This is a genomic window from uncultured Limimaricola sp. (assembly GCF_964022235.1).
Taxonomy (GTDB): Bacteria; Pseudomonadota; Alphaproteobacteria; order Rhodobacterales; family Rhodobacteraceae; genus Limimaricola.
Window position 1 is genome coordinate 54241 of sequence record NZ_CAXHZL010000001.1, and the last position, 23510, is coordinate 77750.

General features: G+C 68.8%; 21 protein-coding genes. 16 read left to right on the top strand and 5 right to left on the bottom strand.

The annotated features are described in order from the left end of the window. The first annotated feature begins 144 nt into the window (after nucleotides 1-144). The 7 genes from AADJ02_RS00290 to AADJ02_RS00320 all read left to right on the top strand — a co-directional run bounded on the left by AADJ02_RS00290 (nucleotide 145) and on the right by AADJ02_RS00320 (nucleotide 7597). The gene (locus AADJ02_RS00290) at nucleotides 145-432 is read left to right on the top strand and encodes a YggT family protein (RefSeq protein ID WP_341211001.1); all 288 of its coding nucleotides are present in this window, start codon (nucleotides 145-147) and stop codon (nucleotides 430-432) included. 107 nt (nucleotides 433-539) lie between these two features. After that, nucleotides 540-2588 carry a DNA helicase RecQ gene (gene recQ / locus AADJ02_RS00295; protein WP_341211002.1) on the top strand — a complete coding sequence of 683 codons (2049 nt, stop codon included), beginning with the start codon at nucleotides 540-542 and terminating at the stop codon, nucleotides 2586-2588. Nucleotides 2589-2693: 105 nt separating this feature from the next. Beyond that, complete coding sequence (locus tag AADJ02_RS00300) at nucleotides 2694-3257, top strand: putative glycolipid-binding domain-containing protein (protein WP_341211003.1); 564 nt, start codon at nucleotides 2694-2696, stop codon at nucleotides 3255-3257. 67 nt (nucleotides 3258-3324) lie between these two features. Continuing rightward, entirely contained in the window at nucleotides 3325-3837 is a 513-nt protein-coding gene (locus AADJ02_RS00305) for a 2Fe-2S iron-sulfur cluster-binding protein (RefSeq protein ID WP_341211004.1), read from the top strand. Beyond that, nucleotides 3834-4817, top strand: coding sequence for a xanthine dehydrogenase family protein subunit M (locus AADJ02_RS00310; protein ID WP_341211005.1), 984 nt, complete (start codon nucleotides 3834-3836; stop codon nucleotides 4815-4817). The genes AADJ02_RS00305 and AADJ02_RS00310 overlap by 4 nt, the downstream gene beginning before the upstream one ends. Continuing rightward, nucleotides 4814-7027 (top strand): xanthine dehydrogenase family protein molybdopterin-binding subunit, encoded by a 2214-nt coding sequence (locus tag AADJ02_RS00315; RefSeq protein WP_341211006.1) that lies wholly within the window; start codon nucleotides 4814-4816, stop codon nucleotides 7025-7027. Before AADJ02_RS00310 ends, AADJ02_RS00315 begins: the two co-directional genes overlap by 4 nt. A gap of 117 nt (nucleotides 7028-7144) precedes the next feature. Then, nucleotides 7145-7597: a cytochrome C gene (locus AADJ02_RS00320; protein ID WP_341211007.1), complete on the top strand. Its 453-nt coding sequence runs from the start codon at nucleotides 7145-7147 to the stop codon at nucleotides 7595-7597. 7 nt (nucleotides 7598-7604) lie between these two features. On the opposite strand, the gene idi is transcribed toward AADJ02_RS00320, so the two are convergent. The 4 genes from idi to AADJ02_RS00340 form a co-directional block, all read right to left on the bottom strand. Beyond that, nucleotides 7605-8129 carry an isopentenyl-diphosphate delta-isomerase gene (gene idi / locus AADJ02_RS00325; RefSeq protein ID WP_341211008.1) on the bottom strand — a complete coding sequence of 175 codons (525 nt, stop codon included), beginning with the start codon at nucleotides 8127-8129 and terminating at the stop codon, nucleotides 7605-7607. A 105-nt stretch (nucleotides 8130-8234) separates the two neighbouring features. After that, on the bottom strand, nucleotides 8235-8546 hold the full coding sequence (locus AADJ02_RS00330; protein WP_341211009.1) for a hypothetical protein: 312 nt from the start codon (nucleotides 8544-8546) through the stop codon (nucleotides 8235-8237). Nucleotides 8547-8627: 81 nt separating this feature from the next. Then, nucleotides 8628-11195 (bottom strand): HWE histidine kinase domain-containing protein, encoded by a 2568-nt coding sequence (locus tag AADJ02_RS00335; protein WP_341211010.1) that lies wholly within the window; start codon nucleotides 11193-11195, stop codon nucleotides 8628-8630. After that, the gene (locus tag AADJ02_RS00340) at nucleotides 11196-11768 is read right to left on the bottom strand and encodes a hypothetical protein (RefSeq protein WP_341211011.1); all 573 of its coding nucleotides are present in this window, start codon (nucleotides 11766-11768) and stop codon (nucleotides 11196-11198) included. A 195-nt stretch (nucleotides 11769-11963) separates the two neighbouring features. Here AADJ02_RS00340 and AADJ02_RS00345 point away from each other — a divergent pair, with 195 nt between their 5' ends. The 7 genes from AADJ02_RS00345 (at nucleotide 11964) to AADJ02_RS00375 (ending at nucleotide 20890) form a co-directional block, all read left to right on the top strand. Next, complete coding sequence (locus tag AADJ02_RS00345) at nucleotides 11964-12620, top strand: ABC transporter ATP-binding protein (protein WP_341211012.1); 657 nt, start codon at nucleotides 11964-11966, stop codon at nucleotides 12618-12620. Then, nucleotides 12617-14998, top strand: a complete 2382-nt coding sequence (locus AADJ02_RS00350) for an FtsX-like permease family protein (RefSeq protein ID WP_341211013.1) — start codon at nucleotides 12617-12619, stop codon at nucleotides 14996-14998. Before AADJ02_RS00345 ends, AADJ02_RS00350 begins: the two co-directional genes overlap by 4 nt. Further along, on the top strand, nucleotides 14988-16022 hold the full coding sequence (locus tag AADJ02_RS00355) for a lipocalin-like domain-containing protein (protein ID WP_341211014.1): 1035 nt from the start codon (nucleotides 14988-14990) through the stop codon (nucleotides 16020-16022). Before AADJ02_RS00350 ends, AADJ02_RS00355 begins: the two co-directional genes overlap by 11 nt. After that, nucleotides 16015-16569, top strand: coding sequence for a pyridoxamine 5'-phosphate oxidase family protein (locus AADJ02_RS00360; protein WP_341211015.1), 555 nt, complete (start codon nucleotides 16015-16017; stop codon nucleotides 16567-16569). The genes AADJ02_RS00355 and AADJ02_RS00360 overlap by 8 nt, the downstream gene beginning before the upstream one ends. Nucleotides 16570-16618: 49 nt before the next feature. Continuing rightward, on the top strand, nucleotides 16619-18772 hold the full coding sequence (selD, locus tag AADJ02_RS00365; RefSeq protein ID WP_341211016.1) for a selenide, water dikinase SelD: 2154 nt from the start codon (nucleotides 16619-16621) through the stop codon (nucleotides 18770-18772). 118 nt (nucleotides 18773-18890) lie between these two features. Continuing rightward, nucleotides 18891-19763, top strand: coding sequence for a rhodanese-related sulfurtransferase (locus tag AADJ02_RS00370; protein ID WP_341211017.1), 873 nt, complete (start codon nucleotides 18891-18893; stop codon nucleotides 19761-19763). A 41-nt stretch (nucleotides 19764-19804) separates the two neighbouring features. Then, nucleotides 19805-20890, top strand: coding sequence for an AbrB family transcriptional regulator (locus AADJ02_RS00375; protein ID WP_341211018.1), 1086 nt, complete (start codon nucleotides 19805-19807; stop codon nucleotides 20888-20890). Here the strand turns inward: AADJ02_RS00375 and AADJ02_RS00380 are convergent. Further along, nucleotides 20866-21513, bottom strand: a complete 648-nt coding sequence (locus AADJ02_RS00380; protein WP_341211019.1) for a carbonic anhydrase — start codon at nucleotides 21511-21513, stop codon at nucleotides 20866-20868. The two genes, AADJ02_RS00375 and AADJ02_RS00380, sit on opposite strands and share 25 nt — an antisense overlap. Nucleotides 21514-21626: 113 nt before the next feature. On the opposite strand from AADJ02_RS00380, the gene AADJ02_RS00385 reads away from it, so the two are divergent. Together AADJ02_RS00385 and AADJ02_RS00390 are read left to right on the top strand one after the other, a co-directional pair. Then, nucleotides 21627-22016, top strand: a complete 390-nt coding sequence (locus AADJ02_RS00385; RefSeq protein ID WP_341211020.1) for a hypothetical protein — start codon at nucleotides 21627-21629, stop codon at nucleotides 22014-22016. Nucleotides 22017-22115: 99 nt separating this feature from the next. Further along, on the top strand, nucleotides 22116-23510 hold the full coding sequence (locus AADJ02_RS00390; RefSeq protein ID WP_341211021.1) for a leucyl aminopeptidase family protein: 1395 nt from the start codon (nucleotides 22116-22118) through the stop codon (nucleotides 23508-23510).

Consider the following 23510-nt stretch of genomic DNA (forward strand, 5'->3'; position numbering starts at 1 on the left):
TTGCCGCGCAAGTTGCGTGGAGCTGACGCGAAGGTCAACGGGTGACGCGAGGGCCCTTGGTCGCAGCCTAGGCCTTCGGGATTGCCCTTGGGGCCTCGGCTCCTTACCTGTCGATGCGACCCAGAAGCCCCGGACGGACCGCCAATGACCTCGCTCTTTCAGATCCTGATGCTCATCCTCGACATCGCGACCTTCTTCATCTTTGCACATTTCATCATGAGCTGGCTGATCAGCTTTCAGGTGCTGAACCTGCGCCAGCCCTTCGTGGCTCAGGTCTGGGACGGTCTGACCCGCCTGCTGGAACCGCTCTATGCCCCCGTGCGCCGCATCCTGCCGCAGATGGGCGGGCTCGACCTCGCGCCGCTCGTCGTGCTGGTCGGCATTTACGCGCTCGAAATCGTGCTGCGGAACAACGCGGCTTTGTTCTACTGAAGCAGGCTCCCGGTCCCGGCGTCGGGATCGTGAGTATTTTAAGAGTAAAGTAACCACCTGCCGTGCCTCATCGGGGCGGCCCCCGCCAGACCCAGACGAGGACCGACATGAGCCCGGTAAGCTACCTGCGCGACGTCTTCGGCTTTGACGCCTTCCGCCCCGGACAGGAGGAGATCGTCGACGCGGTTGCAGCCGGGCAGGATGTGCTGGCGATCATGCCGACGGGTGGCGGCAAATCCCTGTGCTTCCAGCTTCCGGCCCTTGTGCGCGACGGGGTGACGGTGGTGATCTCGCCGCTGATCGCGCTCATGCGGGATCAGGTGCGCGGCCTGCGCGAGGCGGGCGTCGAGGCCGGCGCGCTGACCTCGGGCAACACGCCCGAGGAGACCGATGCGGTGCTGGCGGCCCTACGCGAGGGGCGGCTGAAGCTTCTTTACATGGCGCCCGAGCGGCTGGCCTCCGGGGCGACGGTGCCGCTTCTGAAGCGGGCGGGCGCCGCGCTCATCGCCGTGGACGAGGCGCATTGCGTCAGCCAATGGGGGCACGACTTCCGTCCCGATTATCTGCGCATCGGCGATCTCAAGCGTCAGCTCGGCGTGCCGCTCGCGGCCTTCACGGCGACGGCGGATGCCGAAACGCGCGAGGAGATCGTCCAGAAGCTCTTCGAGGGCAAACAGCCCGAGACCTTCCTGCGCGGTTTCGATCGGCCCAACATCCACCTCGCCTTTGCGGTCAAGGACAGTCCCCGGCGTCAGATCCTCGACTTTGCCGACCGAAGGCGGGGCCAGTCCGGCATTGTCTATTGCGGCACCCGCGCCAAGACCGAGGCGCTCGCTGGCGCATTGCGCGAGACCGGGCATTCGGCGCTGCATTACCACGGTGGCATGGAGGCGGGTGATCGGCGCGAGGCCGAGACACGGTTTCAGCAAGAAGACGGGCTTATCGTCGCGGCGACCGTCGCCTTTGGCATGGGCATCGACAAGCCCGACATTCGCTGGGTCGCCCATGCCGACCTGCCCAAATCCATCGAGGCCTACTATCAGGAGATCGGCCGGGCGGGCCGCGACGGCGCGCCCGCCGAGACGCTGACGCTCTATGGCCCCGACGACATCCGCTACCGCCGCCAGCAGATTGACGAGGGGCTGGCCCCCCCCGAGCGCCGCGCCGCCGATCATGGTCGGCTCAACGCGCTGCTGGGCCTTGCCGAGGCGCTGGACTGCCGCCGCAGCGTGCTCTTGGGCTATTTTGGCGAGGCGCCCGGCGCGCCCTGCGGCTATTGCGACCTCTGCGACAAGCCGCCCGAAACGTTTGACGCGACCCAGCCGGTGCGCATGGCGCTTTCGGCGGCGCTCAGGACCGACGAGCGGTTCGGCGCGGGGCACCTGATCGACATTGTCATGGGCAACGCCACCGACAAGGTTAAGCAGCGCGGCCACGAGGACCTGCCGACCTTTGGCGTCGGCAAGGATCATTCCAAGGCGCAGTGGCAGGCGATCTTCCGGCAGATCATGGGCCGCGATCTGATGCGCCCCGACCCCGAGCGCCACGGTGCGCTGCGCATGACCGAGGCCGCACGTCCGATCTTGCGGGGCGAAGAGAGCATCACCCTGCGCAAGGACACGATCAAATCTGCACGCTCCGGGCCCAAGGTCCGCGAGATGGTGTCAGAAGAGGACGCTCCGCTGCTCTCGGCGCTCAAGGCCAAGCGGCGCGCTCTGGCCGAGGCCGCGAGCCTGCCCGCTTATATCATCTTCACCGACCGCACCCTGATCGAGATGGCCGAAACCAAGCCCGTCAACCTCGACGCGATGGCACGAATCGGCGGCGTGGGGGCCAAGAAGCTCGAAAGCTACGGGCGCGAGTTCCTTGCCGTGATCACCGGCGCCTCCGAGGACATTCATCCGGCGCGCCGCAAGCTCGCCACGCGCGGCGCGGGGTCGGTCTATGACCGGCTGATGGCGGCGCAGGCGGATCTGCTGCGCGGCGAGGAGGGGCACGACAAGCCGATGTCCTGCTCGGCCAAGGAACTGGCCCGCGTGGCCAGCGCCAAGCCGCGCGATCTGGAGGCGATGGAGCGCCTGCTCGGGCCGCGTCATGCCGAGCGCTTCGGCGCGGCCTTTCTGCGGGTCTTCGAGGACGATTCCGAGACCTCCTGAGCCGAGGCGTCACGCCGGACCCCAAGGGGCGCAACCCCCCAGAATCGTGGACAGGATGGCGATAGCCATGCCACGATCGGCCCAACTCGACAGGAGAGACGCGCGATGACCGGCACCACCGTGGCCAGCGTGATCTGGCACAGGCTCGACCGCGACGGCACCGATCGCTGCCGCCTGGCTCGGCTCGACACGGGTTGGCTGATCATGGGTCACGCGCGCTGGGACGAGGCGGGCGAAGCGGTGGCTTTGGACTATGCCCTGCGCTGCGACGCGGGCTGGAACTGCACCTCTGCGGATGTGACCGGGCTGCGTGGTGAGCGTCCGGTGGCCTATCGCATCACCCAACAGGATGCCGGTTTTGCGCTCGAAGGTTGCGCCCCGGTGCCCGCTACCGATCTCGATCTCGGTTTTACCCCGGCGTGGTTGCTGGTGCCTCTCAACCGTCTAGAGCTGCCAGAGGCCCGGCCCCATCTGGTCGAGACGGCGCGGCTGCGCGCCAGCGATGGTGGGCGGCTCGAGCCGCTCGGCCACAGCTTTGCCCGCGTGCGGGATGGCATGGATCACGCGATCCCGGCGCTGGGCCGCGACGCGCGGCTTGCGTTGCACGAGACCGGCTTTGTCACCGACGATCCGGGGCTCTGGCACGGGGCGGTCACCCGGGAGGGCTGAGACGGAGGAACCGCGCCGCGCCCGCATCGGTTGAGACCGACTGTCCGGACGCCGAAGGATTTCCCCAATGCAGTTCAATCTCGACATCAACGGCGAGACGCACGCGCTCGACCTCGACACCCGCACCACGCTTCTCGACGCGCTGCGCGACCACCTCGGGCTCACCGGGTCCAAGAAGGGTTGCGACCACGGCCAATGCGGGGCCTGCACCGTCATCGTCAACGGGCGGCGCATCAACTCCTGTCTGACGCTGGCCTGCATGCACGACGGCGATGAGATCACCACGGTCGAGGGGCTGGGCAAGCCCGAGGACCTGTCGCCGCTGCAACGCGCCTTCGTCGAGCACGACGGCTACCAATGCGGCTACTGCACGCCGGGACAGATATGCTCGGCTACCGCGATGCTGGACGAGATCAAAGCGGGCTGGCCCAGCAATGTGACGGACGATCTGGAGGCGCAGGTGGACGCCTCGATCGAAGAGATTTCCGAGCGGATGAGCGGCAACCTGTGCCGATGCTCGTGCTACCCCGGCATTGTCGACGCGATCCGGCAGGTGGCCAAAGAGGAGGCCAAGGCATGAGGGCGTTCGATTATCTGCGCGCGGGCGACACGGCCGAGGCGGTGCGCGAAGGCAGCCATGACGACACACGCTTCATTGCTGGCGGCACCAACCTGCTGGACCTGATGAAGCTCGAGGTGATGGCGCCGGGCAAGCTCGTCGACATCACAAGGCTAGATCTCGGCGGCATCGAGGAGACCGAGGCCGGCGGGCTGCGCATCGGCGCGCTCGTCACTAACTCCGACCTCGCCGCCGACGCGCGCGTGCGCAAGGGATGGCCGGTGCTGAGCCGGGCCTTGCTCGCCGGGGCCAGCGGGCAGCTGCGCAACAAGGCGACGACGGGCGGCAACCTGCTGCAACGCACGCGGTGCTATTACTTCTATGACCGGGGCGAGCCTTGCAACAAGCGCGAGCCGGGCACCGGCTGCGCGGCCAAGGACGGGATGAACCGCATCCTCGCGATTTTGGGCACCTCCGAGCACTGCATCGCCACGCATCCGTCGGACATGGCCGTCGCCATGCGTTGTCTCGGCGCCAAGGTCGAGATCGAGGGCACCCGAGGCCGCCGAGAAGTGGCGCTTGACGCTTTCTACCGCAGCCCCGGCGACACGCCGCATATCGAGACGGTGCTGGAAGCGGGCGAGTTGATCACCGCCGTGATCCTGCCCGCCCCCGCTGGTGGCCGCCAGATCTATCGCAAGGTGCGCGACCGCTCATCCTATGCCTTCGCGCTGGTCTCGGTCGCTGCCGTGGTGTCGGTCGAGGATGGCAGGATCACGCAGGCGCAGCTCGCCTTCGGCGGTCTGGGTCCGATGCCATGGCGCGATGCCGAGGTCGAAAAGGCCCTCGTGGGCGAGGTGCCGTCCAAGGCGCTGTTCGACCGCGCCGCCGATATCCTGCTGGCCGAGGCCAAAGGCCATGGCGGCAATGATTTCAAGATCCCGCTGACGCGGCGCACCCTTGCCGCCGTTCTGACGCAGGCGACGGAGACCGATCAATGACACTGGAAACCACGCGTCACCTCAAGCACGACACCCCCGACACCGACCGCCGCCTCGACGGCATGGCCCAAGGCGTGCTGGGCACCGACATGGACCGCCCCGAAGGGCCGCTCAAGGTATCGGGGCAGGCAACCTATGCCGCTGAGGCCCACCCCGAGGGGCTGGCCTATGGCTATCTCGTGGTGGCGGCCACGATCGGCCGGATCACCGGGTCGAATGCCCAGGACATCATGGCGATGCCCGGCGTGCTGCACGTGGTCGAAGACGAGCGGATGATCCGCAACGCGGCCCAAGGCATGGCCGGGAAATCCCCGATCCAGAAGCAGGGTCAGGTCTGGTACGTCGGTCAGCCGGTGGCCTGCGTCGTGGCCGAGACCTTCGAGCAGGCGCGTCACGCGGCACAGGCGATGCTGGTGACGATCGAGCCCGATGGCACCCATGTCTTCGACCCCGAAAGCCCCGAGGCCGAGGTCGAGACGCCCGAGAAGAAGCAGCTTTTGCAGGGCGACTTCGAGGGGGCCATGACCAGTGCGGCCTTCTCGATCGACAACAACTACCGCACCTCCTCGATGTCGAGCGCGGCAATGGAGCCGCATGCCTCGATCGCCCAGTGGGATGAGGACGGCGCCGTGACGCTGCGCGGCTCCTACCAGCTGCTTCGCTTCAACAAGAAGGAGCTGGCCGACGTGCTGGACCTCGCACCCGAGAAGGTCCGCATCCTGTCGCCCTATGTCGGCGGCGGTTTCGGCTCCAAGCTTGGCCTCGCACCCGAGGCGGTGGCCGCATCGCTGGCGGCCAAGGCGCTCGCCCGGCCCGTGTCCGTGGTGATGCACCGCCGACAGGTGTTCGAAACCGTCACCCGTCGCTCGGAGACCAAGCAGCGCATCCGGCTCGCCTGCGACGCGGAGGGCAAGCTCGCGGCCATCGGTCACGAGAACCTCGTGAGCCAGCTTCCGGGCGAGGTGTTCTCGGAGCCGGTAGCCCAAGGCACGCATTTCCAATACGCCGCGCCCAATCGGCTGGTGGGGCACCACATTGCCCGCATCCGACGCCCCGCCGCCGGGTCGGTCCGCGCGCCGGGCGAGGCGGTGGGCGTCACCGCCTTCGAGATCGCGGTGGACGAACTGGCCAAGAAGGCGGGCATCGACCCGCTGGAATTCCGGCTGCGCAACGTGCCCGACAAACACCCCGAGAACGGCAAGCCGTTCTCGTCTTCGACCATGGAGGCGACGCTGCGCGAGGGAGCCAAGCGTTTTGGTTGGACGCACACGGCTCCGCGTCAGCGGCGCGAGGGCGAATGGTGGATCGGCACCGGTATGGCGGGCTGCGTGCGCGTTAACTCGATGATCGAGGCGCGCGCGCGGGTCGTACTGACCGGGCAGGGCGTGCGGGTCGAATGCGACATGACCGACATCGGCACCGGCTCCTACGCGATCCTGACACAGGTGGCGGCCGAAATGCTGGGCTTTGCGCCGGCACAGGTCGAGACGGTTCTGGGTGACACCGACCTGCCGCCCGCCTCGGGCTCTGGCGGCAGCTTCGGCGCGGCCTCGACCTCGACGGCGGTCTATCTCGCCTGCATGGAGCTGCGCGAGCGGTTGGCGGCGAAGATCGGCGTCAAGGAAACCGAGCTGACGCTGAAGGACGGCCACGCGATCCACGACAACCGCAAGACGCCGCTGGGCGAGGTGCTGGACGACGAGGAATGGCGCGCGCTGGGCCATCTGGAGCCGGGCAAGGCCGGGCAGGACGTGCGGCAGGCGACCTGGGGCGCGGTCTTCGCCGAGGTCGCGGTGTCGGACATCACCGGCGAGACGCGAGTGCGGCGCATGGACGGCACCTTTGCCTGCGGACGCATCCTCAACCTCAAGACCGCGCGCTCGCAATGCCATGGCGGCATGATCTGGGGGATCGGCATCGCGCTGACCGAGGCGCTGGAGCACGATCCGCGCGACGGTCACATGGTGAACCGCGATCTGGCCGAATACCACGTGCCGGTGAACCTCGACGTGCCGCAACTCGGCGTGCACTTCCTCGAGGAGCGCGACGACTGGGCCAACCCGCTGCAAGCCAAGGGCATCGGTGAGCTGGCGATCTGCGGATCGGGCTCGGCGGTGATCAATGCCATCGAAAACGCCTGTGGCGTGCGCGTGCGCAACCTGCCCGCGACGCTCGATCAGGTGATGGAGGGGCTGATCTCCCAAGACTGACCCCGGCCCTTCGCGACACGGTGACGTGTCGCGAAGGGGGATTGGATGCCCCGCGCCGAGCATATATCTGCTAGACTGACTGGGGCATCGGTCGCTTACGGGTTCAAGGAGATCTCGATGAATTTGCTGTCACGAAGCGCGGCGATGGCTTTGGCCGGGCTGGGGCTTTGGTCGGCCCCGGCACTGGCGCAGGATGTCGCCAATGGCGAGATGCAGTTCGGTCGGCAGTGCGTGTCTTGCCATGTGGTGCAAGACCCCGATGGCCGCGTGCTGGCCGGGCGCAATGCCCGCACCGGACCCAACCTCTATGGTCTGGAAGGGCGGGTGATCGGCTCGGTCGAGGGATTCCGCTATGGCGATGCCATGGAAGAGTTGAACGCTCGTGGCGTCCAGTGGAGCGAGGAGCGGTTTCTGGGCTATGTTCAGGATCCGACCGCTTGGCTGCGCGCGGCGCTGGATGATCGGAGGGCGCGGGGCAAGATGGCCTACCGGGTGCGCGATCCGCAGAACGCCGCCGACATCTATGCCTATCTCGGGACGCTGACCTCTCAGGCCGCAGCCAGCAAGTGATAGGATCTCACAGCGCCAGCCCCGTCTCGGCGAGGTAGATCCGGAGCCACGGGGTATAGCGATCCGGGCGCGCCGCGATGTCGGCGCGCAGGGCTTCCAGCGTGATCCAGTCCGTGTCCTGAACCTCCGCCGGATCGGGCATGGGTCGGGGTTCGTGCAAAGGCTCCGCCAGAAACACTTCGACCAGTTCGTGCTCGATCAGATCCGCGCCCACCGGGGCGCGGTATTCGATCTGGCCCAGCCGCCGCAGTGGCAGATCGCGTAGTCCCAACTCCTCGTCGATCCTACGTCGGGCACAATCCTCGGCGGCCTCGCCCCAGTGCGGGTGGGTGCAGCAGCTGTTGGCCCAAAGGCCGGGGGTGTGGTACTTGGCCGCCGCGCGTTGCTGCAGCAAGGTGCGCCCTTCCCACATCACGAAGATGCTCACCGCCGGGTGGCGCAACCCGCGTCGATGCACCTCGATCTTGTCGACCGGCACCAGCCGATCGTCCACCCATGCGGGGATCTCCACATCGTCGCGGTGCTCGTCCATCGCAGGTCCCCCGAGGGTCCGGGCCAAACCCGGTCTTGGCACAATCGGATCGGTGCGGCCCGGTTTCCTGCGCCGAACGGCGCGGGACGGGGCCGCGCGAACCCCTCAGAAGCTCGCGACGGTCTCGACCGGGGCGGGACGTGTCTGCACCACCATGCGCGCGGTCGCGGCGTCGCAGGTGACGGTGACGATTTCGCCCTGGTCGCGAAAGCGCACGATGCGGCTGTCGGAGGTCTCGGCCAGCATGGCCGGCGTCTGACCGATCCGCGTCGCCGTCGCGTCGATGCGCGACAGGCAGTCGGAAAAGGCCATGGGCACGGCCTGATCGGAAGGGGCCGCCGATGGCAGCGCCTCGCAACCCGCCAGAACCGCCAGTGCTGCCAGAGCGGTCATGCCGCGCCCCGTCGATCCGACCATGCCTTCGTCTCCCGTTCGATGATACCGGCGGCAGACTGCCCCGCCCGCGCAGCGAGGTCCAGACCGCATCGGCACCCGCCCTCAGTCCACGCCGCGCAGCAAGGCATGGAAACCCGCCTGAACGCTGCGCTTGGTATAAGGCTTTTTCAGGATTACCGCCTCGGGATAGGCTTCGGCGATGCCGTCGGTGGCCCCATAGCCCGTCGCCAGCAGGAACGGCACACCGCGCGCGCGCAGCGCGTCGGCCACCGGCACCGAGGTTTCGTGACCGAGGTTCACGTCGAGCAGCGCGATGTCGAAATGCCCCGCCTCGATCAGCCGCAGCGCCTCGCCCACGCCGCTGGCGGTCGCGACATCCTCGCAGCCCAGCTCGGCCAGAATGTCGGCGCCGTCCATCGCGATGATCATGTTATCCTCGACGATCAACGCGCGCCCCGACAGTTGCATCGACTGCTCGTCGGGCATCGACGCGCCGCTCTGGTCGGGTGCCGATACCGGGCGCTCGGGGGCGGTCGAGACGAAGCGCGCCGGAATGGAAAAGCTGGCCTCCGTGCCGGTGAGCGCGAAGCGCAGCTCCGCTTCGCCACCCAGCTCGAAGGGGATCGAGCGTTCGATTACCGTGGTGCCAAAGCCGCGCCCTTCGGGGGCCTTCACCGCGGCGCCGCCGCGCTCGCGCCAATCCATCCTGAGCCCATGGTCGTTGAGCCGGGTCAGGGTGATGTTCACCGTGCCATGGTCATGCTTGAGCGCACCGTATTTCGCGGCGTTGGTCACCAGCTCGTGCACCACCAGCGCCAGTGTCGAAAACGCCTCTGGCGCCAGCAGCACGTCGTCGCCGGTGATCCGGACCCGGTCGCGCTGCGCTGAGACGAAAGCGGTGACTTCGGTCTCGATCAGCTCCTTGAGAGACGCCGCCTCCCAGTCCGAGCCGGTGAGCTGGTCATGCGCGCGGGCCAGCGCGTCGATGCGTCCGTCGAGGATGCGGGTGTAGTCGCCCACAGAGGTGACGCCCGAGCGGCTTTGCGACACGAGGCCCCGGATCAGGTTGAGAATGTTGCGCACCCGGTGGTTCAGCTCGGCGATGAGCAGCTCCTGACGCTCCTGCGCGCGCTTGCGCTCGGCGATGGAATCGTCGGCGAACTTGAGCACCACTTCGAGCAGGGTGATGCGGATCGTCTCGGCGGCGGCGATCTCGCTGTCGGTCCAGGGCGCGCTTTGGTGACGCACCGTCTCGGTCCAGGCTTCGAAACTCTTGCGCGGGGTAAGCCTCAACCCGTTGGGGCCCGGCTGCACTGGCTTGGACGGATCGCCCGCCCAAGTCACCTCCTGCACCTGTTCGCGGCGAAACAGCACGATGTAATCGCGCGGGCCGCGACTGATCGGCAGCGACAGCATCCCCGCCGCGCGCTCCACGAAGCCATCGGCCGCCGGGTAGCGGTCCATCAGGCGATCCGTGGTGTGAACCCGCCCCGCCGCCACGCCGTGCAGATGCCGCAGCAGCCCCATGAACTCCTCGCGTGTCGGCGCGGAGCCAATCGCGTGAAACCGGTCGTTGATCCAGATGGCGATGCCGTCGAAGGGGATCACCTCGCCGATCGCGCGGGCGATGTGTTCGAAGTTCTGGCCGATGGCGGTGATGTCGGTCATGCGCTCGACCAGCCCCGTGTGCAGCATCCGCGCCTGCAAGGTTTGCTGGCGCTCTGCGTCGGTCTCGACGGCGGCGATCTCGTAGGAAAATAGCTGCGTGAACAGCTCCACCGTCGAGCGTTTTTCATAGTCGATGTAATGCGGCGTGTTGTGGTGACAGGCGATGAGCCCCCAAAGACGCCCTTCGCGCAGGATCGAGACCGACATCGACGCGGCCACGCCCATGTTGCGCAGATATTCGAGATGGATCGGCGACACCGCCCGCGTCACCGACAGCGACAGGTCGAGCGGCGACCCTTCGGGGCCGAGAGCTGGCAGGATCGGCTGCGGCGCGGCATCCACATCCATGATGAGCCGGATCGGGCTGCGCAGATAGAGATCGCGCGCCTGCTTGGGGATGTCGCTGGCCGGAAAGCGCAGCCCGAGGAACGGCGTCATCCCGGGACTGGCGGCTTCTGCGATGACCGACCCGCTGTCGTCGCGCTGGAACTGATAGACCATCACCCGATCGAAGCCGGTCAGGGCCTTCATCGCGCGCGCCGCCTCGCGTGCCATCGCCGGGATTTCGCGGCGGCGGCGCACACGGGCGATCAGAGGCTGCACGAGAGACATCTCGTCTCGCATCGCCAACTGGTTCTTGGGCTCGAACTCGAACAGGTAGCTCGACCCCGAGGCGTGCACCGAGACGTCGAAAAACCGCCCGTCCTCGAACAGGTCGACGCCGTAGATCCGCGCGGCCCCCGAATCCTGCCCGAGGATCTGGATCCGGCCCCGCAGGTGATGCACCACCTCGCGCGGAAACAGCTCAAGGAACCGCGCGCCGATCGCGGCCTCGGGATCGAGGCCGAGCATGTCGTCGATATTGGCCGAGACATGCTGCACCACCCAGTCGCCGGAGACGGAGATCAGGCAGCCATAAGGCTGCACATGACCCAGAAACTGGATCTGTTCGCGGTCGCAATTGCTGAGCTCTACTGGCGCAGAGGCCGCTGTGTCGGTCATTCAGGCGGTCCGTTGGCTAGGGGAGGTGGCAATATCGCGACGCGCAGCATGACCCGCCGCCAGAAAGAGTTCAAACAGCAGGCACGCTTGCGCCAGTTCGGCGTCCGCTTCCGTACCTTCGGCGGGCCGTGCCCCGGCCGCCTCGCAATAGGCGCGCCAGCGGTCGGTCAGGGGCGGCAGCGACAGATAGGCCTCAGCCCCCTGCAATAGCGGGTCCGTCGCCCCCTGCCAGCGCCGTCGCAGCACCTGACTGCCGAGCCGGGAGCCGAGCAGCACGTAGTCCTGCGCACCGGCATGGGTCAGCGTCAGGGCGGGCATCAGTGGCGGCGGCGGCGCCTGCAGATGCCGCAGATCCGCGTCGATGGCCGCGATCATCGTATCGAGAAGGGGCTGGCCGGTGCGCCCGCCCGGTGCGGGCCGGATGGCGGCAAAGGCGGCGCGGTGCGCGCGCAAAAACAGCGAAAGGCCGGACCAGGTGGCCAGGTCTATGTCGGAAAAGAAACGGTCGAGCTGGTCGTGGCAGGGCGCGAGATCCGATCTCAGCCGCTGTCGCAGGCTCCGTGGGGGGGTCAAATCGGTGCGCGTCCTCAGGGTCTGTCGGTCCTCCAAGGTTGAAGGACGGCGGTTTGTACCTACAAAACCCCGAAACCCGCCCGCTGCACAAGGGGGCGGGTCCTTGGGGCGGGCCTGCGTCCCCGAACCCAAGGCCCGGGAAGCCTGCGACACCATTGCTGTTTCCCGCCGCCCCGAATGGCCTAGCTTGGCCACATGCTGTTGAAACTCCGTAACATCCGAAAGAGCTTTGCCGGTGCCGAGGGGCCGGTGCCGGTGCTGCGCGGCATCGACCTCGATCTGGACGAGGGCGAGAGCATGGCCCTGACCGGAGAAAGCGGATCGGGCAAGTCGACGCTGCTGCATCTGGTGGGCGGGCTGGATCGGCCCGACGCGGGGCGCATCGACGTGGGCGGGGTGGAGGTCACCGCGCTCGACGATTCCGGTCGCGCGGCGCTGCGGCGCGGCACTGTGGGGGTAGTGTTTCAGCAGTTCAACCTGATCCCCTCGCTGAATGTTGGCGACAACATCGCCTTTCAGGCACGCCTCGCGGGGCGGCACGACGCCGCGATGACGGCCGCGCTGGCCGAACGCCTCGGCCTCGGCCCGCATCTGGCGAAATACCCCGAGCAGCTTTCGGGCGGTCAGCAACAGCGCACCGCCATTGCCCGGACCCTCGCCGCGCGGCCCCGCCTCGTTCTGGCCGACGAGCCCACCGGCAATCTCGACGAGGCCACCGCCGAGGCGGTGCTGGGCGCGATGCTCGAACTGGTCGCCGAGACGGGCGCGGCGCTGCTCATGGTCACGCATTCGACGCATCACGCCGCCCGGATGGGACGGCGGCTGCACCTGCACGCGGGGCGCATCGCGTGACCCCCACCGTGCTCTGGGCGCTGCTGTCGCATTGGCGGCGCGCGCCGCTGCAACTTTTCACGCTGATCGCTGGGCTGGCGCTCGCCACGGGGCTGTGGTCCGGGGTGCAGGCGATCAACGCCGAGGCCCGGGCGAGCTACGACGCCGCCGCCGCGACCTTGGGCGAGGGGCAATACGCCCGGATCGAGGCCACGTCGGGGGGCGAGATCGCGCTCTCGGATTACGTGGCGCTGCGCCGCGCGGGCTGGCAGGTCAGCCCGGTGGTGCAGGGCCGTCTGGGCGATGTGCAGATGGTGGGGATCGAGCCCCTGACCGCGCCAGGCGGCATCGGACCGGGGGCCGAAGGAGCCGACATCGCGGCGTTTCTGGGCGGCGCGGGGCAGGTCTTTGGCCGCGCCGAGGCGCTCGCCGCGCTGCCCGAGGTCGAGGCCGAACGGGTGGTGGCGCCCGACGTGGCACCCGGCACCGTCGTTACCGATATTTCCGTGGCGCAGCGGCTGCTGGGCCGTGACGGCGTCGATCTGCTTCTGGTAGCGGCCGAACAGCCCTTGGGTCGTGCCGACCTCTTTGACATCGCGCCCGACCTCGTGCTGCGCCCGGCGCAAGGGGGATCGGAGATCGGACGGCTCACCGACAGCTTTCACCTCAACCTCACTGCCTTTGGCCTTTTGTGTTTCGCGGTGGGCATCTTCATCGTGCACGGCGCAGTGGGTCTCGCCTTCGAGCAGCGCCGCCCGGTACTGCGCACCATGCGGGCGCTGGGCGTGCCGCTGGGGCGGCTGGTCGTCCTGATGGTGGCCGAACTGGTCGGGATTTCGCTGGTGGCGGGCACGCTCGGCGTCGGCTTGGGCTGGCTGCTGGCGGCCAGCCTGCTGCCCGACGTGGCCGCGACGCTGCGCGGGCTCTACGGGGCCGAGGTGGCGGGGGGGCTGGCCTTTCGCCCGGTCTGGTGGCTGTCGGGCCTTGGCATTGCGGTGCTGGGAACGGCGCTGGCGGCGGGGGCGGCGCTGTGGCGCATCGCGACGATGCCGCTTTTGGCGGCGGGCGGCAGGCGGGCCTGGGCCATGGCGGATGCACGCAGCGCGCGCTGGCAGGGCGCGCTGGCGCTCGTGCTGATCGGTGTGGCGGCGGGGCTGGCACTCTGGGGCGAAGGGCTGGTCGCGGGCTTCGGCATTCTAGGCGCGGGTCTCGTTGGCGCGGCGCTGGCGCTGCCGCTGCTGCTGGGCGCGGCGCTGGCGGCGGCGGCACGGCTGGCGCGTGGCCCGTTGGCGCAGTGGTTCTGGGCTGACACGCGGCAGCAGCTGCCGGGCCTGTCGCTGGCGTTGATGGCGCTGCTGCTGGCGATGGCCGCCAACATCGGCGTCTCGACCATGGTCGGCTCCTTCCGCCAGACCTTCACCGGCTTTCTCGACCAACGCCTCGCGCCGGAGCTCTACATCGAGGCGGCGGACGACGCGCAGGCCCGTACGGTCGAGGCCTTCCTCGCCCCTCGCGTCCGGTCGGTGCTGCCGCTGGCCTCGGTCGAGACCCAAGTCGCGGGGTTGCCAGCCGAGTTGAACCTCGCGCGGCCCGATCCGACCTACCCTGAGAACTGGCGCTTTTTGCAATCGGTGCCGCGCCCGTGGGAGCATCTCGCTGTGCGCGAAGGCGTGCTGATCAACGAGCAGCTTTCCCGCCGCGCGGGGCTCGGCTTGGGTGACACGGTGTCCTTGGGCCCCCAGACCGCACTGCCGGTGCTGGGCATCTACGGCGATTATGGCAACCCGGTGGGGCAGGTGATCGTCACCGAGGCGCTGTTCAGGACCCTGCACCCCGAGATCGTGCCGCACCGCTTCGGCCTGCGGCTCGACCCGGAGCAGGTGCCCGACATCCGCGCAGCACTGCTGGCCGAGGGTGTGGCCGAGGCCGCGATTACCGATCAGGTGGCGCTCAAGCGGTTTTCGCTGCAGGTGTTCGAGCGCACCTTCGCGGTGACAGCGGCGCTCAACGTGCTAACGCTGGCGGTCGCGGGGTTCGCAATCCTGATGTCGCTCCTGACGCTGGCTGCACTCAGGCTGCCACAGCTGGCTCCGGTCTGGGCGCTGGGCCTGACGCGTCGCCGCCTCGCGGGGCTGGAGATGCTGCGCGCGGTGCTTCTGGCGGCGCTGACGGCGCTGGTGGCGCTGCCGCTGGGCCTTGCGCTGGCCTGGGTGCTGCTCTCGGTCGTCAACGTCGCGGCCTTTGGCTGGCGGCTGCCAATGTACCTGTTTCCGGCGGCCTATGCACAGCTTGGCCTGTTTGCGCTGCTCGCCGCCGGGCTCGCGGCGCTGTGGCCCGCGATCCGGCTGGCGCGCACGCCGCCCGCGGCGCTCTTGGGAGTTTTCGCCAGTGAACGCTAGGATCCTGCTGCTGGTCTGCCTGCCCGGCCTTGCCCAAGCGCAGGGCTTTGCCGGGCTCGGGGGCGAGGCGGGGGGCTTTGCCCTGCCCGAGAAGGGGCAGGCTCTCGCCTTTCCCGCCGATCACGGCGCGCATCCGGAGTTTCGTATCGAATGGTGGTATCTTACCGCCAATCTTACCGGCCCCGACGGCACGCCTTACGGGCTGCAATGGACGCTGTTTCGCTCGGCCCTCGCCCCGCACGAGGCGGCGGGATGGGACAGCCCGCAGATCTGGCTCGGCCACGCCGCCGTCACCACGCCCGACGACCACCTCTTCACCCAGCGTCTCGCCCGCGGCGGCATCGGGCAGGCGGGGGTGACGGCCACCCCGTTCGAGGCATGGATCGACGACTGGCGCATGGCGGGGCCGGATTTCGATGCGATGCGGCTTGCCGCCTCCGGCCCGGAGTTCGCCTATGACATGACCCTCACCGCGCAGGGGCCGCTGGTGCGGCACGGCGAGGAGGGGTTTTCGGTCAAATCCGGAGAGGGGCAGGCGAGCTATTATTATTCGCAACCCTTCTTCGATATCGCGGGACGCCTGAGCCTGCCCGAGGGGCCGGTCGAGGTCACCGGCACGGCGTGGTTCGACCATGAATGGTCCTCGCAGCCGCTCTCGGATCGGCAGACCGGTTGGGACTGGTTCTCGCTGTCCTTCGAGGACGGTGCCAAGCTGATGGGCTTCCAGCTTCGCGAAAACGACGCGGCAGGCTACAGTTATGCCAGTTGGATCGCGCCCGACGGGACGTTGACGCCCTATGTCGGGGCCTTTGAAGCCGAACCGCTGGAGACGGCGCGGCTCGACGGGGCGGAGGTGCCGGTGCGCTGGTCGGTACGCCTGCCCGCAGAGGGCGTCGCGGTCGAGGTCGAGGCGTTGAACGACGCCGCGTGGAACGCGCTGTCGCCGTCCTATTGGGAAGGGCCGGTGACCGTCACGGGAAGCCACGCGGGCAGGGGGTATCTGGAGATGACGGGTTATGAGTGACATCACGACGCTATCGGGGCTGCTGGATCTGGTGCGCAGGCGCATCGCGGCAGGGATGACGGACAAGGACGCCGCGTCCCGGCTGCCGGTGTTGGCCACACGCGACGCCCAAGGCTGGCCCACGGCGCGAACCATGGTGCTGCGCGGCTTTGACGCCGAGAACTGGACGCTCGACCTGCATTCCGACGCCGACGCCGCCAAGGTGCTGCAACTGACCGACGGGCCGCGCGCCATGTTGCAGTTCTGGGACGCCGAGGCTGCCTTGCAGGTGCGGATGCGCGCCCATGTGATCCGTCTGCCGCACGAGGAGGAGAAGGCGCTGTGGCAGCATGTGCCCGAGCCTGCGCGCGCCCAATACGGCACGGTGCCGCCGCCCGGCACGCCGATCGCCGCCGCCGACGCGTGGCATCCGAACCCGCGCCCTGCGCGCTTTGCGGTGCTGCGCGCGCGCATCATGCGGATCGAAGCGCTGCATCTGGGCGAGATCCACCGCCGTGCCCGGTTCGAGCGCGAGGAGGGCTGGCAGGGCAGCTGGCTGGTGCCATGAACCTGTGGCGCTCTGGCGCGCCGCGGCGCGCCGGGATAGATCCCCACGCATGACACCCCTCATCCCCCTGACCCGCGATCTCGTGCTCATCGGCGGTGGCCATTCCCATGCGCTGGTGCTGAAACGCTGGGGCATGAAGCCGCTGCCCGGCGTGCGTCTCACGCTGATCGACCCCGGCCCGCTTACCGCCTATTCGGGGATGCTGCCGGGCTATGTCGCGGGTCACTACGACGCGGATACCCTCCAGATCGACCTCGTGCGGCTGGCGCGTTTTGCCGGCGCGCGGCTGATCCTCGGGCGGGCCGAGGGTCTTGACCCCGCCGCGCGCGAGGTGATCGTGGGGGCGCGGCGCATCGGCTTTGACGCGGCCTCGCTCGACATCGGCGTGACCAGCCGGATGCCGCAGCTCAAAGGCTTTGCCGAACACGGTGTCCCGGCCAAGCCGCTGGGCGTCCTCGCCCACGCTTGGGGGCGGTACCGCGCAGGCGATGGCCCGGCGCGCGTCGCGGTGATCGGCGGCGGCGTGGCGGGGGCCGAACTGGCGATGGCGGCGGCGCATGGGTTGCGCCACCGCGCCACGACCGTGACGGTGATCGACAAGGACTGTGTGTTGTCCGAGGCCTCCGACAGCGCCCGCCGCCTCGTTCTGGGTCGCATGACCGCGCTCGGGGTCACGGTGATCGAAGGCACCGGCGTGGCGCGGATCGAAGCCGATCGGGTGCTGCTCGACGACGGCCGCGATGTGGCCTCGGATTTTACCATCGGCGCAGCGGGGGCGCGGCCGTATGGATGGCTGGCCGAAACCGGGCTGGCGACCACGAATGGGTTCGTCGACGTCGCACCGACGCTGGAGACCAGCGCGCCCCATGTCTTTGCCGTCGGCGACTGCGCCCACATGTCCAAAACGCCGCGGTCCAAGGCCGGGGTCTTTGCTGTGCGGCAGGCCCCGGTGCTCTATGACAACCTGCGTGCGGCGCTCTCGGGCGGCGAGATGCGCGCGTATCGCCCGCAAAAGGACTACCTCAAGCTCGTCTCGCTCGGCGACAAGGCGGCGATGGCCGAGAAATGGGGGCGCGCGGTCGCCCACCCTCTTCTCTGGCGCTGGAAGGATCGGATCGACCGGACCTTCATGCAAAAGCTTTCGGACTTGCCCGAGATGGCGGTCCCCCGGCTTCCCGATCCGGTGGCCGAGGGCGTGGTCGAGGCGCTGGGCGACAAGCCGATGTGCGGCGGCTGCGGCGCCAAGGTCGGGCGCGGCGCGCTGCGCGAAGCTTTGGGCGCCTTGCCCGCGCGCACCCGCGCCGACGTGCTGCCGCTGCCCGGTGATGACGCGGGGCTGATCGTCACCGGCGGCGCGAAACAGGTGATCTCGACCGACCACCTGCGCAGCTTTGTCGAAGACCCCGACCTGATGACCCGCATCACGGCCATCCATGCGCTGGGCGACGTCTGGGCCATGGGAGCGCGTCCGCAGGCCGCGACCGTCAGCCTGATCCTGCCGCGCATGAGCGCCGAGATGCAGCGCCGCACCATGGCCGAGATCATGGCCGCCGCGCGCGAGGTGATGGACGCGGCGGGGGCGCATATCCTTGGCGGCCACAGCTCGCTCGGCTCCGAGCTGACGGTGGGCTTTACGGTTACCGGCATCTGCGAAGGCGATCCGGTGACGCTCGGCGGGGCCAGACCCGGCGCGGTGCTGATCCTTACCAAGCCCATCGGCTCGGGCACGATCCTCGCCGCCGAAATGGCGCGCGCGGCTCCGGGGCCGGTCGTGGCGCAGGCGTGGGACATGATGCAGCGCGAACAGGGAGAGGCCTCCGCGATCCTGAGAGACGCGCAGGCGATGACCGACGTGACCGGCTTTGGCCTTGCCGGGCATCTGTCGGGCATTTGCGAGGCGTCGGGCTGCGGCGCGGAGTTGCGTCTCGCCGACGTGCCACTGATGGAGGGCGCGCTGGAACTGGCCGAGGCGGGAACGCGCTCGACGCTCTTTGCTGACAACATGTCGGGGGCGGGTGCCGTCATCATGGGGGCGGGCGGTGCGCGCGCCGACCTGATGTTCGACCCGCAAACGGCGGGCGGGCTGCTCGCCGCCGTCGCCGAACAGGAGGCCGAGCGGCTGCTGTCGGAGTTGCGGGCCGCGGGCTACCCGGCGGCGGTGGTCGGGCGGATGATCGAAGGGGCGGGGCTGCGCCTCGTGTGAAGCGATGCGCCGCGCCGCGACCTCGGAATGAGTATTTTCGGAGAAAAGTAGCCAAGGCCCGCGCCCGGGTGGGCGGGCGTCTTGCGCCTGACCTGCGGGCGGCCTAAGCCCTCGCGCCATGTTCACCGTCGCCGCCCTGTATCATTTCGCCCCGCTCGCGGATGCCGACGCGCGTCGCGCCGCGCTCCATGACTTCTGCGCCGAACGCGGCATCCTGGGCACGCTGATCCTCGCGCACGAGGGGATCAACGGCACCGTCGCCGCGCCCGACCGCAACGCGATCCTCGACCTGATCGCGCATCTGCGCGGCTGGCCGGGATTCGCCGGGTTGGAGTGGAAGGAAAGCGGCGCCGGAGCGGCCCCCTTTCGTCGGCTGAAGGTCCGGCTCAAGCGCGAGATCGTCACCATGGGCCAGCCGGGCGTCGACCCGCTGGGGCAGGTCGGCACCCATGTCGACGCCACCGAGTGGAACGCGCTGATCACCGCCCCCGATGTCGCGGTGATCGACACGCGCAACGGCTACGAGGTTGCGGTGGGCAGCTTCGAAGGTGCCGTGGACCCGCAGACTGAGAGCTTTCGCGAGTTTCCCGATTGGTGGGAGGCCAACCGCGAGGCCCTCGCGGGCAAGCGCATCGCCATGTTCTGCACCGGCGGCATCCGCTGCGAGAAATCGACTTCGTTCCTCAAGGCACAGGGCGTGGACGACGTGTTCCACCTCAAGGGCGGTATCCTGAAGTACCTCGAAGAGGTGCCGCAGGAGCAGAGCCTGTGGCGCGGCGAATGCTTTGTCTTCGATGAGCGCGTCTCGGTGGGCCATGGCCTCTCGCAAGGCACGCATACGTTGTGCCGCGCCTGCCGGATGCCGGTCTCGCCCGAGGCGATGCGGGACGCGGCCTATGTCGAAGGCATCTCCTGCCCCGGCTGCATCGATGAGCGCAGCGATGCAGATCGGGCGCGCTATGCCGAGAGGCAGCGGCAGTTGCGGCGCTGACCCCTCTACACCTCGGACGGGTGTGACGCTAAGCAGGCGGTATGAATGATGTCGTCATGTATTTGCGCGGCCTCGTGCCGGGGCGCCGCGCCGTCTTCGCGCTGGCCATCGGCGCGCTGTCGGGTTGGATTGCCAGCGTCGCGGGCATGCCGCTGCCGTGGATGCTCGGGCCGATGATCGGCAACACGCTGGCCGCGGTTCTGGCCCTGCCGGTGCGCGGGCCGGACCGGCTGCGCCCGCTGGTGATCCCGGTGATCGGCGTCATGCTCGGCTCGGCGATGCGACCCGAGATGTTCGGCGCGGCCTCGCGCTATGCCGCGAGCTTCGCGCTTTTGCTGCCGTTCCTCGGGCTGACGGCGCTTGTGTCCTATGCCATCTACCGCCGGATCGGGCGGTATGACCCGGTCACCGCGTTCTTCTCGGCCATGCCCGGCGGGCTCAACGACATGCTGATTTTGGGCGGGGCCGCCGGTGGCAACGAAAAGCGCATTGCGTTGGCCCACGCGGCGCGGGTGCTTCTGGTGATCCTCTTCGTGGTGCTGTTCTACGGCTATGCGCTCGACGTGAACTCGGGCGATGTGGCGCGCGGCACCGCGGCTTCCGCGCTCACCGGGCTCGACTGGCTGCTTCTGGGGGCGGCGGCGGTTGCGGGCGTGCCCATGGGCAAGGCGCTGCGCCTGCCCGCGCCGCAGATCACCGGGCCGATGCTGCTCAGCGGCGCGCTGCACCTCGCGGGGCTGGTCTCGGTGGCGCCGCCGAGCTTTCTCATCATCGTGGCGCAGGTGGTGATCGGCACGGTGATCGGCTGTCGCTTCATCGGGGTGAGCGCGGCGCAGATCGGGCGCGACCTATCGCTTGGCGCGCTGTCATCGGTGGCGATGATCGCGGTGGCCGTGATCTTTGCCTCGGCCCTTACCGCGATCACCGGCCTGCCGCTGTCGCTGAGCTTTCTGGGCTATTCGCCTGGCGGGCTCACCGAAATGAGCCTGCTGGCGCTCGCGATGGGCCAAGACGTGGCCTATGTCTCGGTCTTGCACCTCGTGCGGATCATGCTGGTGATCTTTGCCGCGCAGCCGGTGTTCCGGGCCACGCGGCGACGCGATCAGAGCGGAACGAAGCGGTCCTGATCGGGATCGTAGCCGTCGAGCCCGCCGCCGCCGATGTCGTTCCACAGCCCATGCAGCGTCAGCGTGCCGCCTTCGACCGCCGCCTTCACGAAGGGGAAGGTCATCAGGTTTTCGAGCGAGATCAGCACCGCCTGCTTTTCGAGCACCGCGACCCGCTCCGCAGGCGTGCCCTCGGGCAGCCGCTCGAAGCCGGGACGCAGCATGTCCATCCAGCGGCCCACGAAGCTCGACTTCTCCTCAAGCTCCGGCGCATCGCCCGAACACATGTCGTAGCAGCCTTTGACGCCGCCGCAACCCGAATGGCCCAGCACGATGATGTGCGGCACCTTGAGCGCGGTCACCGCGTATTCCACGGCCGCCGAGGTGCCGTGCTGATTGCCGTCGGGGGCATAGGGCGGCACGAGATTGGCGACGTTGCGATGAATGAAGAACTCACCCGAATCGGCACCGAAGATCGAGGTGACATGCACCCGGCTGTCACAGCACGAGATCACCATGGCGCGCGGATGCTGGCCGTCGTCGGCAAGCTTGCGATACCAGCTGCTGTTGTCGGAATAGGTGGTGGCTTTCCAGCCATGATAGCGCTTCACGAGGTAGTCGGGGAGGGGTCTGGCGATGGTCATGCGGTTCTCCATGCGTCGTCCCGCCGCAGATAAGCGGAATTGCAACAAGATTCGAGACATATCTCGGCTCTGACGCAACGGTTTCGGAACGCATTGCAGCCTAGGCTGCGCTCATGAACCTTGTCGATACACGCCCCGCCCCGCGCCCTCTCGTGCCGATGATGCCGCTCCCCGAGCCGCCCGCCGAGGCGCTGCTGCGGGCTCGCCTGTTGACCGCGCTGGGGGCGGCGCATCGGCGCGGCGTGCCGCCTTCGGCCGAGCTGTTGTCTCGCCTGACCCGAATCGAGGCGCATCTTTCGGGCTGTGCCTTTGGCCGGCTGCGCGCCGATGCGCGCGGCCTGCGCCGTCTTGCCGCGCGGCTTGGCCTGTCGGAAATGGCGCGCGTCGCGGCCAGTGTCGAGGATTGCGCCGAGCGGGGCGATGCGGCGGCGCTGGGGGCGACGGTGGCGCGGCTGGGGCGTTGCGGTGCGGGGGCCCTGAGCGCGCTCAGACGCTCGGGCTGACGCGCGATCCGGGTTGCGGCGGCGGCGGCGGGGGCTAGTCTCGCCCCCGATACTGCGCCGACACTGCGCGGTCCCCGCGCACCCCGAGGAGCCCCGATCATGCCGACACCCGATTTCGCCGCCCCCCGCACCGATGCCCTGACGCTGCGCCTCGTGGCACCCGACGGGCTGGAGGCCGCCTTGGGCGATCTGCCGCCCGTGGCACAGGCTTGGGCGCAGGCACAGGGGTTCAAGGCCGGGCCGGGGGCGGTGTTGGCCCTGCCCGACGCGTCGGGTGGTCTCTGGGGCGCGCTGGTGGGTCTTGGCGACGACAAGGCCCGCGCGCGGGGTCGTTTCATCGCGGCCTCCGCCGCCTCGAAACTTCCCGAAGGCATCTATGCCCTCGATCCCGCCACGGACCCCGATCTCGCGCGCGAGACGGCGCTGGGCTGGCTTTTGGAGAGCTACCGCTTCGATCGCTATGCCAGCCAAGGCGCGGCCAAGGCACAGCTGGTTGCCCCCGGCGGCGTCGATGTCGAGCGTATCCGCATCATCGCGGCGGGCGAGGCGCTGACCCGCGACCTCATAAACACCCCCGCCTCCGACATGGGCCCTGCCGATCTCGAGGCCGCCGCCGCCGATCTGGCGGCGCGGTTTGGCGCGGGCATGACGGTGACCACGGGCGAAGAGCTTCTGACGGGCAACTTGCCGCTGATCCATACCGTGGGCCGCGCCGCTGCCGCCGACCGCGCGCCGCGGCTGATCGACCTGCGCTGGGGCGATCAGGGCCCATCGCTGACGCTGGTGGGCAAGGGCGTGTGTTTCGACACCGGGGGTCTGAACCTCAAGCCCGGCGCCTCGATGGGGCTGATGAAAAAGGACATGGGCGGGGCGGCGACCGTTCTCGGTCTGGCGCAGATGATCATGGCGCTGGGGCTCAGGATCCGGCTGCGGGTGCTGATCCCGGCGGTGGAGAATTCGGTCTCGGCCAATGCCTTCCGCCCCGGCGATATCCTCGCCTCCCGCAAGGGTCTCACGGTCGAGAACAACAACACCGACGCCGAAGGGCGGCTGGTGCTGGCCGATGCGCTGACGCTGGGGGCCGAGGATCACCCCGACCTGATGATCTCCATGGCGACCCTCACCGGGGCGGCGCGGGTGGCGGTGGGCCCCGATCTCGCACCGTTCTACACCGATGCCGACGCCGACGCGGCGGCGATCTCGGCGGCGGCCGCACGGGTGGCCGACCCGGTCTGGCGGATGCCGTTCCACGACCCCTACGAGCCGATGATCGAGCCGGGCATTGCCGATCTCGACAACGCGCCTTCTGGCGGCATGGCGGGCTCGATCACCGCCGCATTGTTCCTGCGCCGCTTTGCCGAAGGCACGCGCTACGCGCATTTCGACATCTATGGCTGGAACCCCCGGCCCGCCCCGGCACGCCCCAAGGGGGGTGTTGGCATGGGCGCCCGGGCGCTGCTGGAGGCGATGCCCGATCTGCTGGGGCTGGAATGA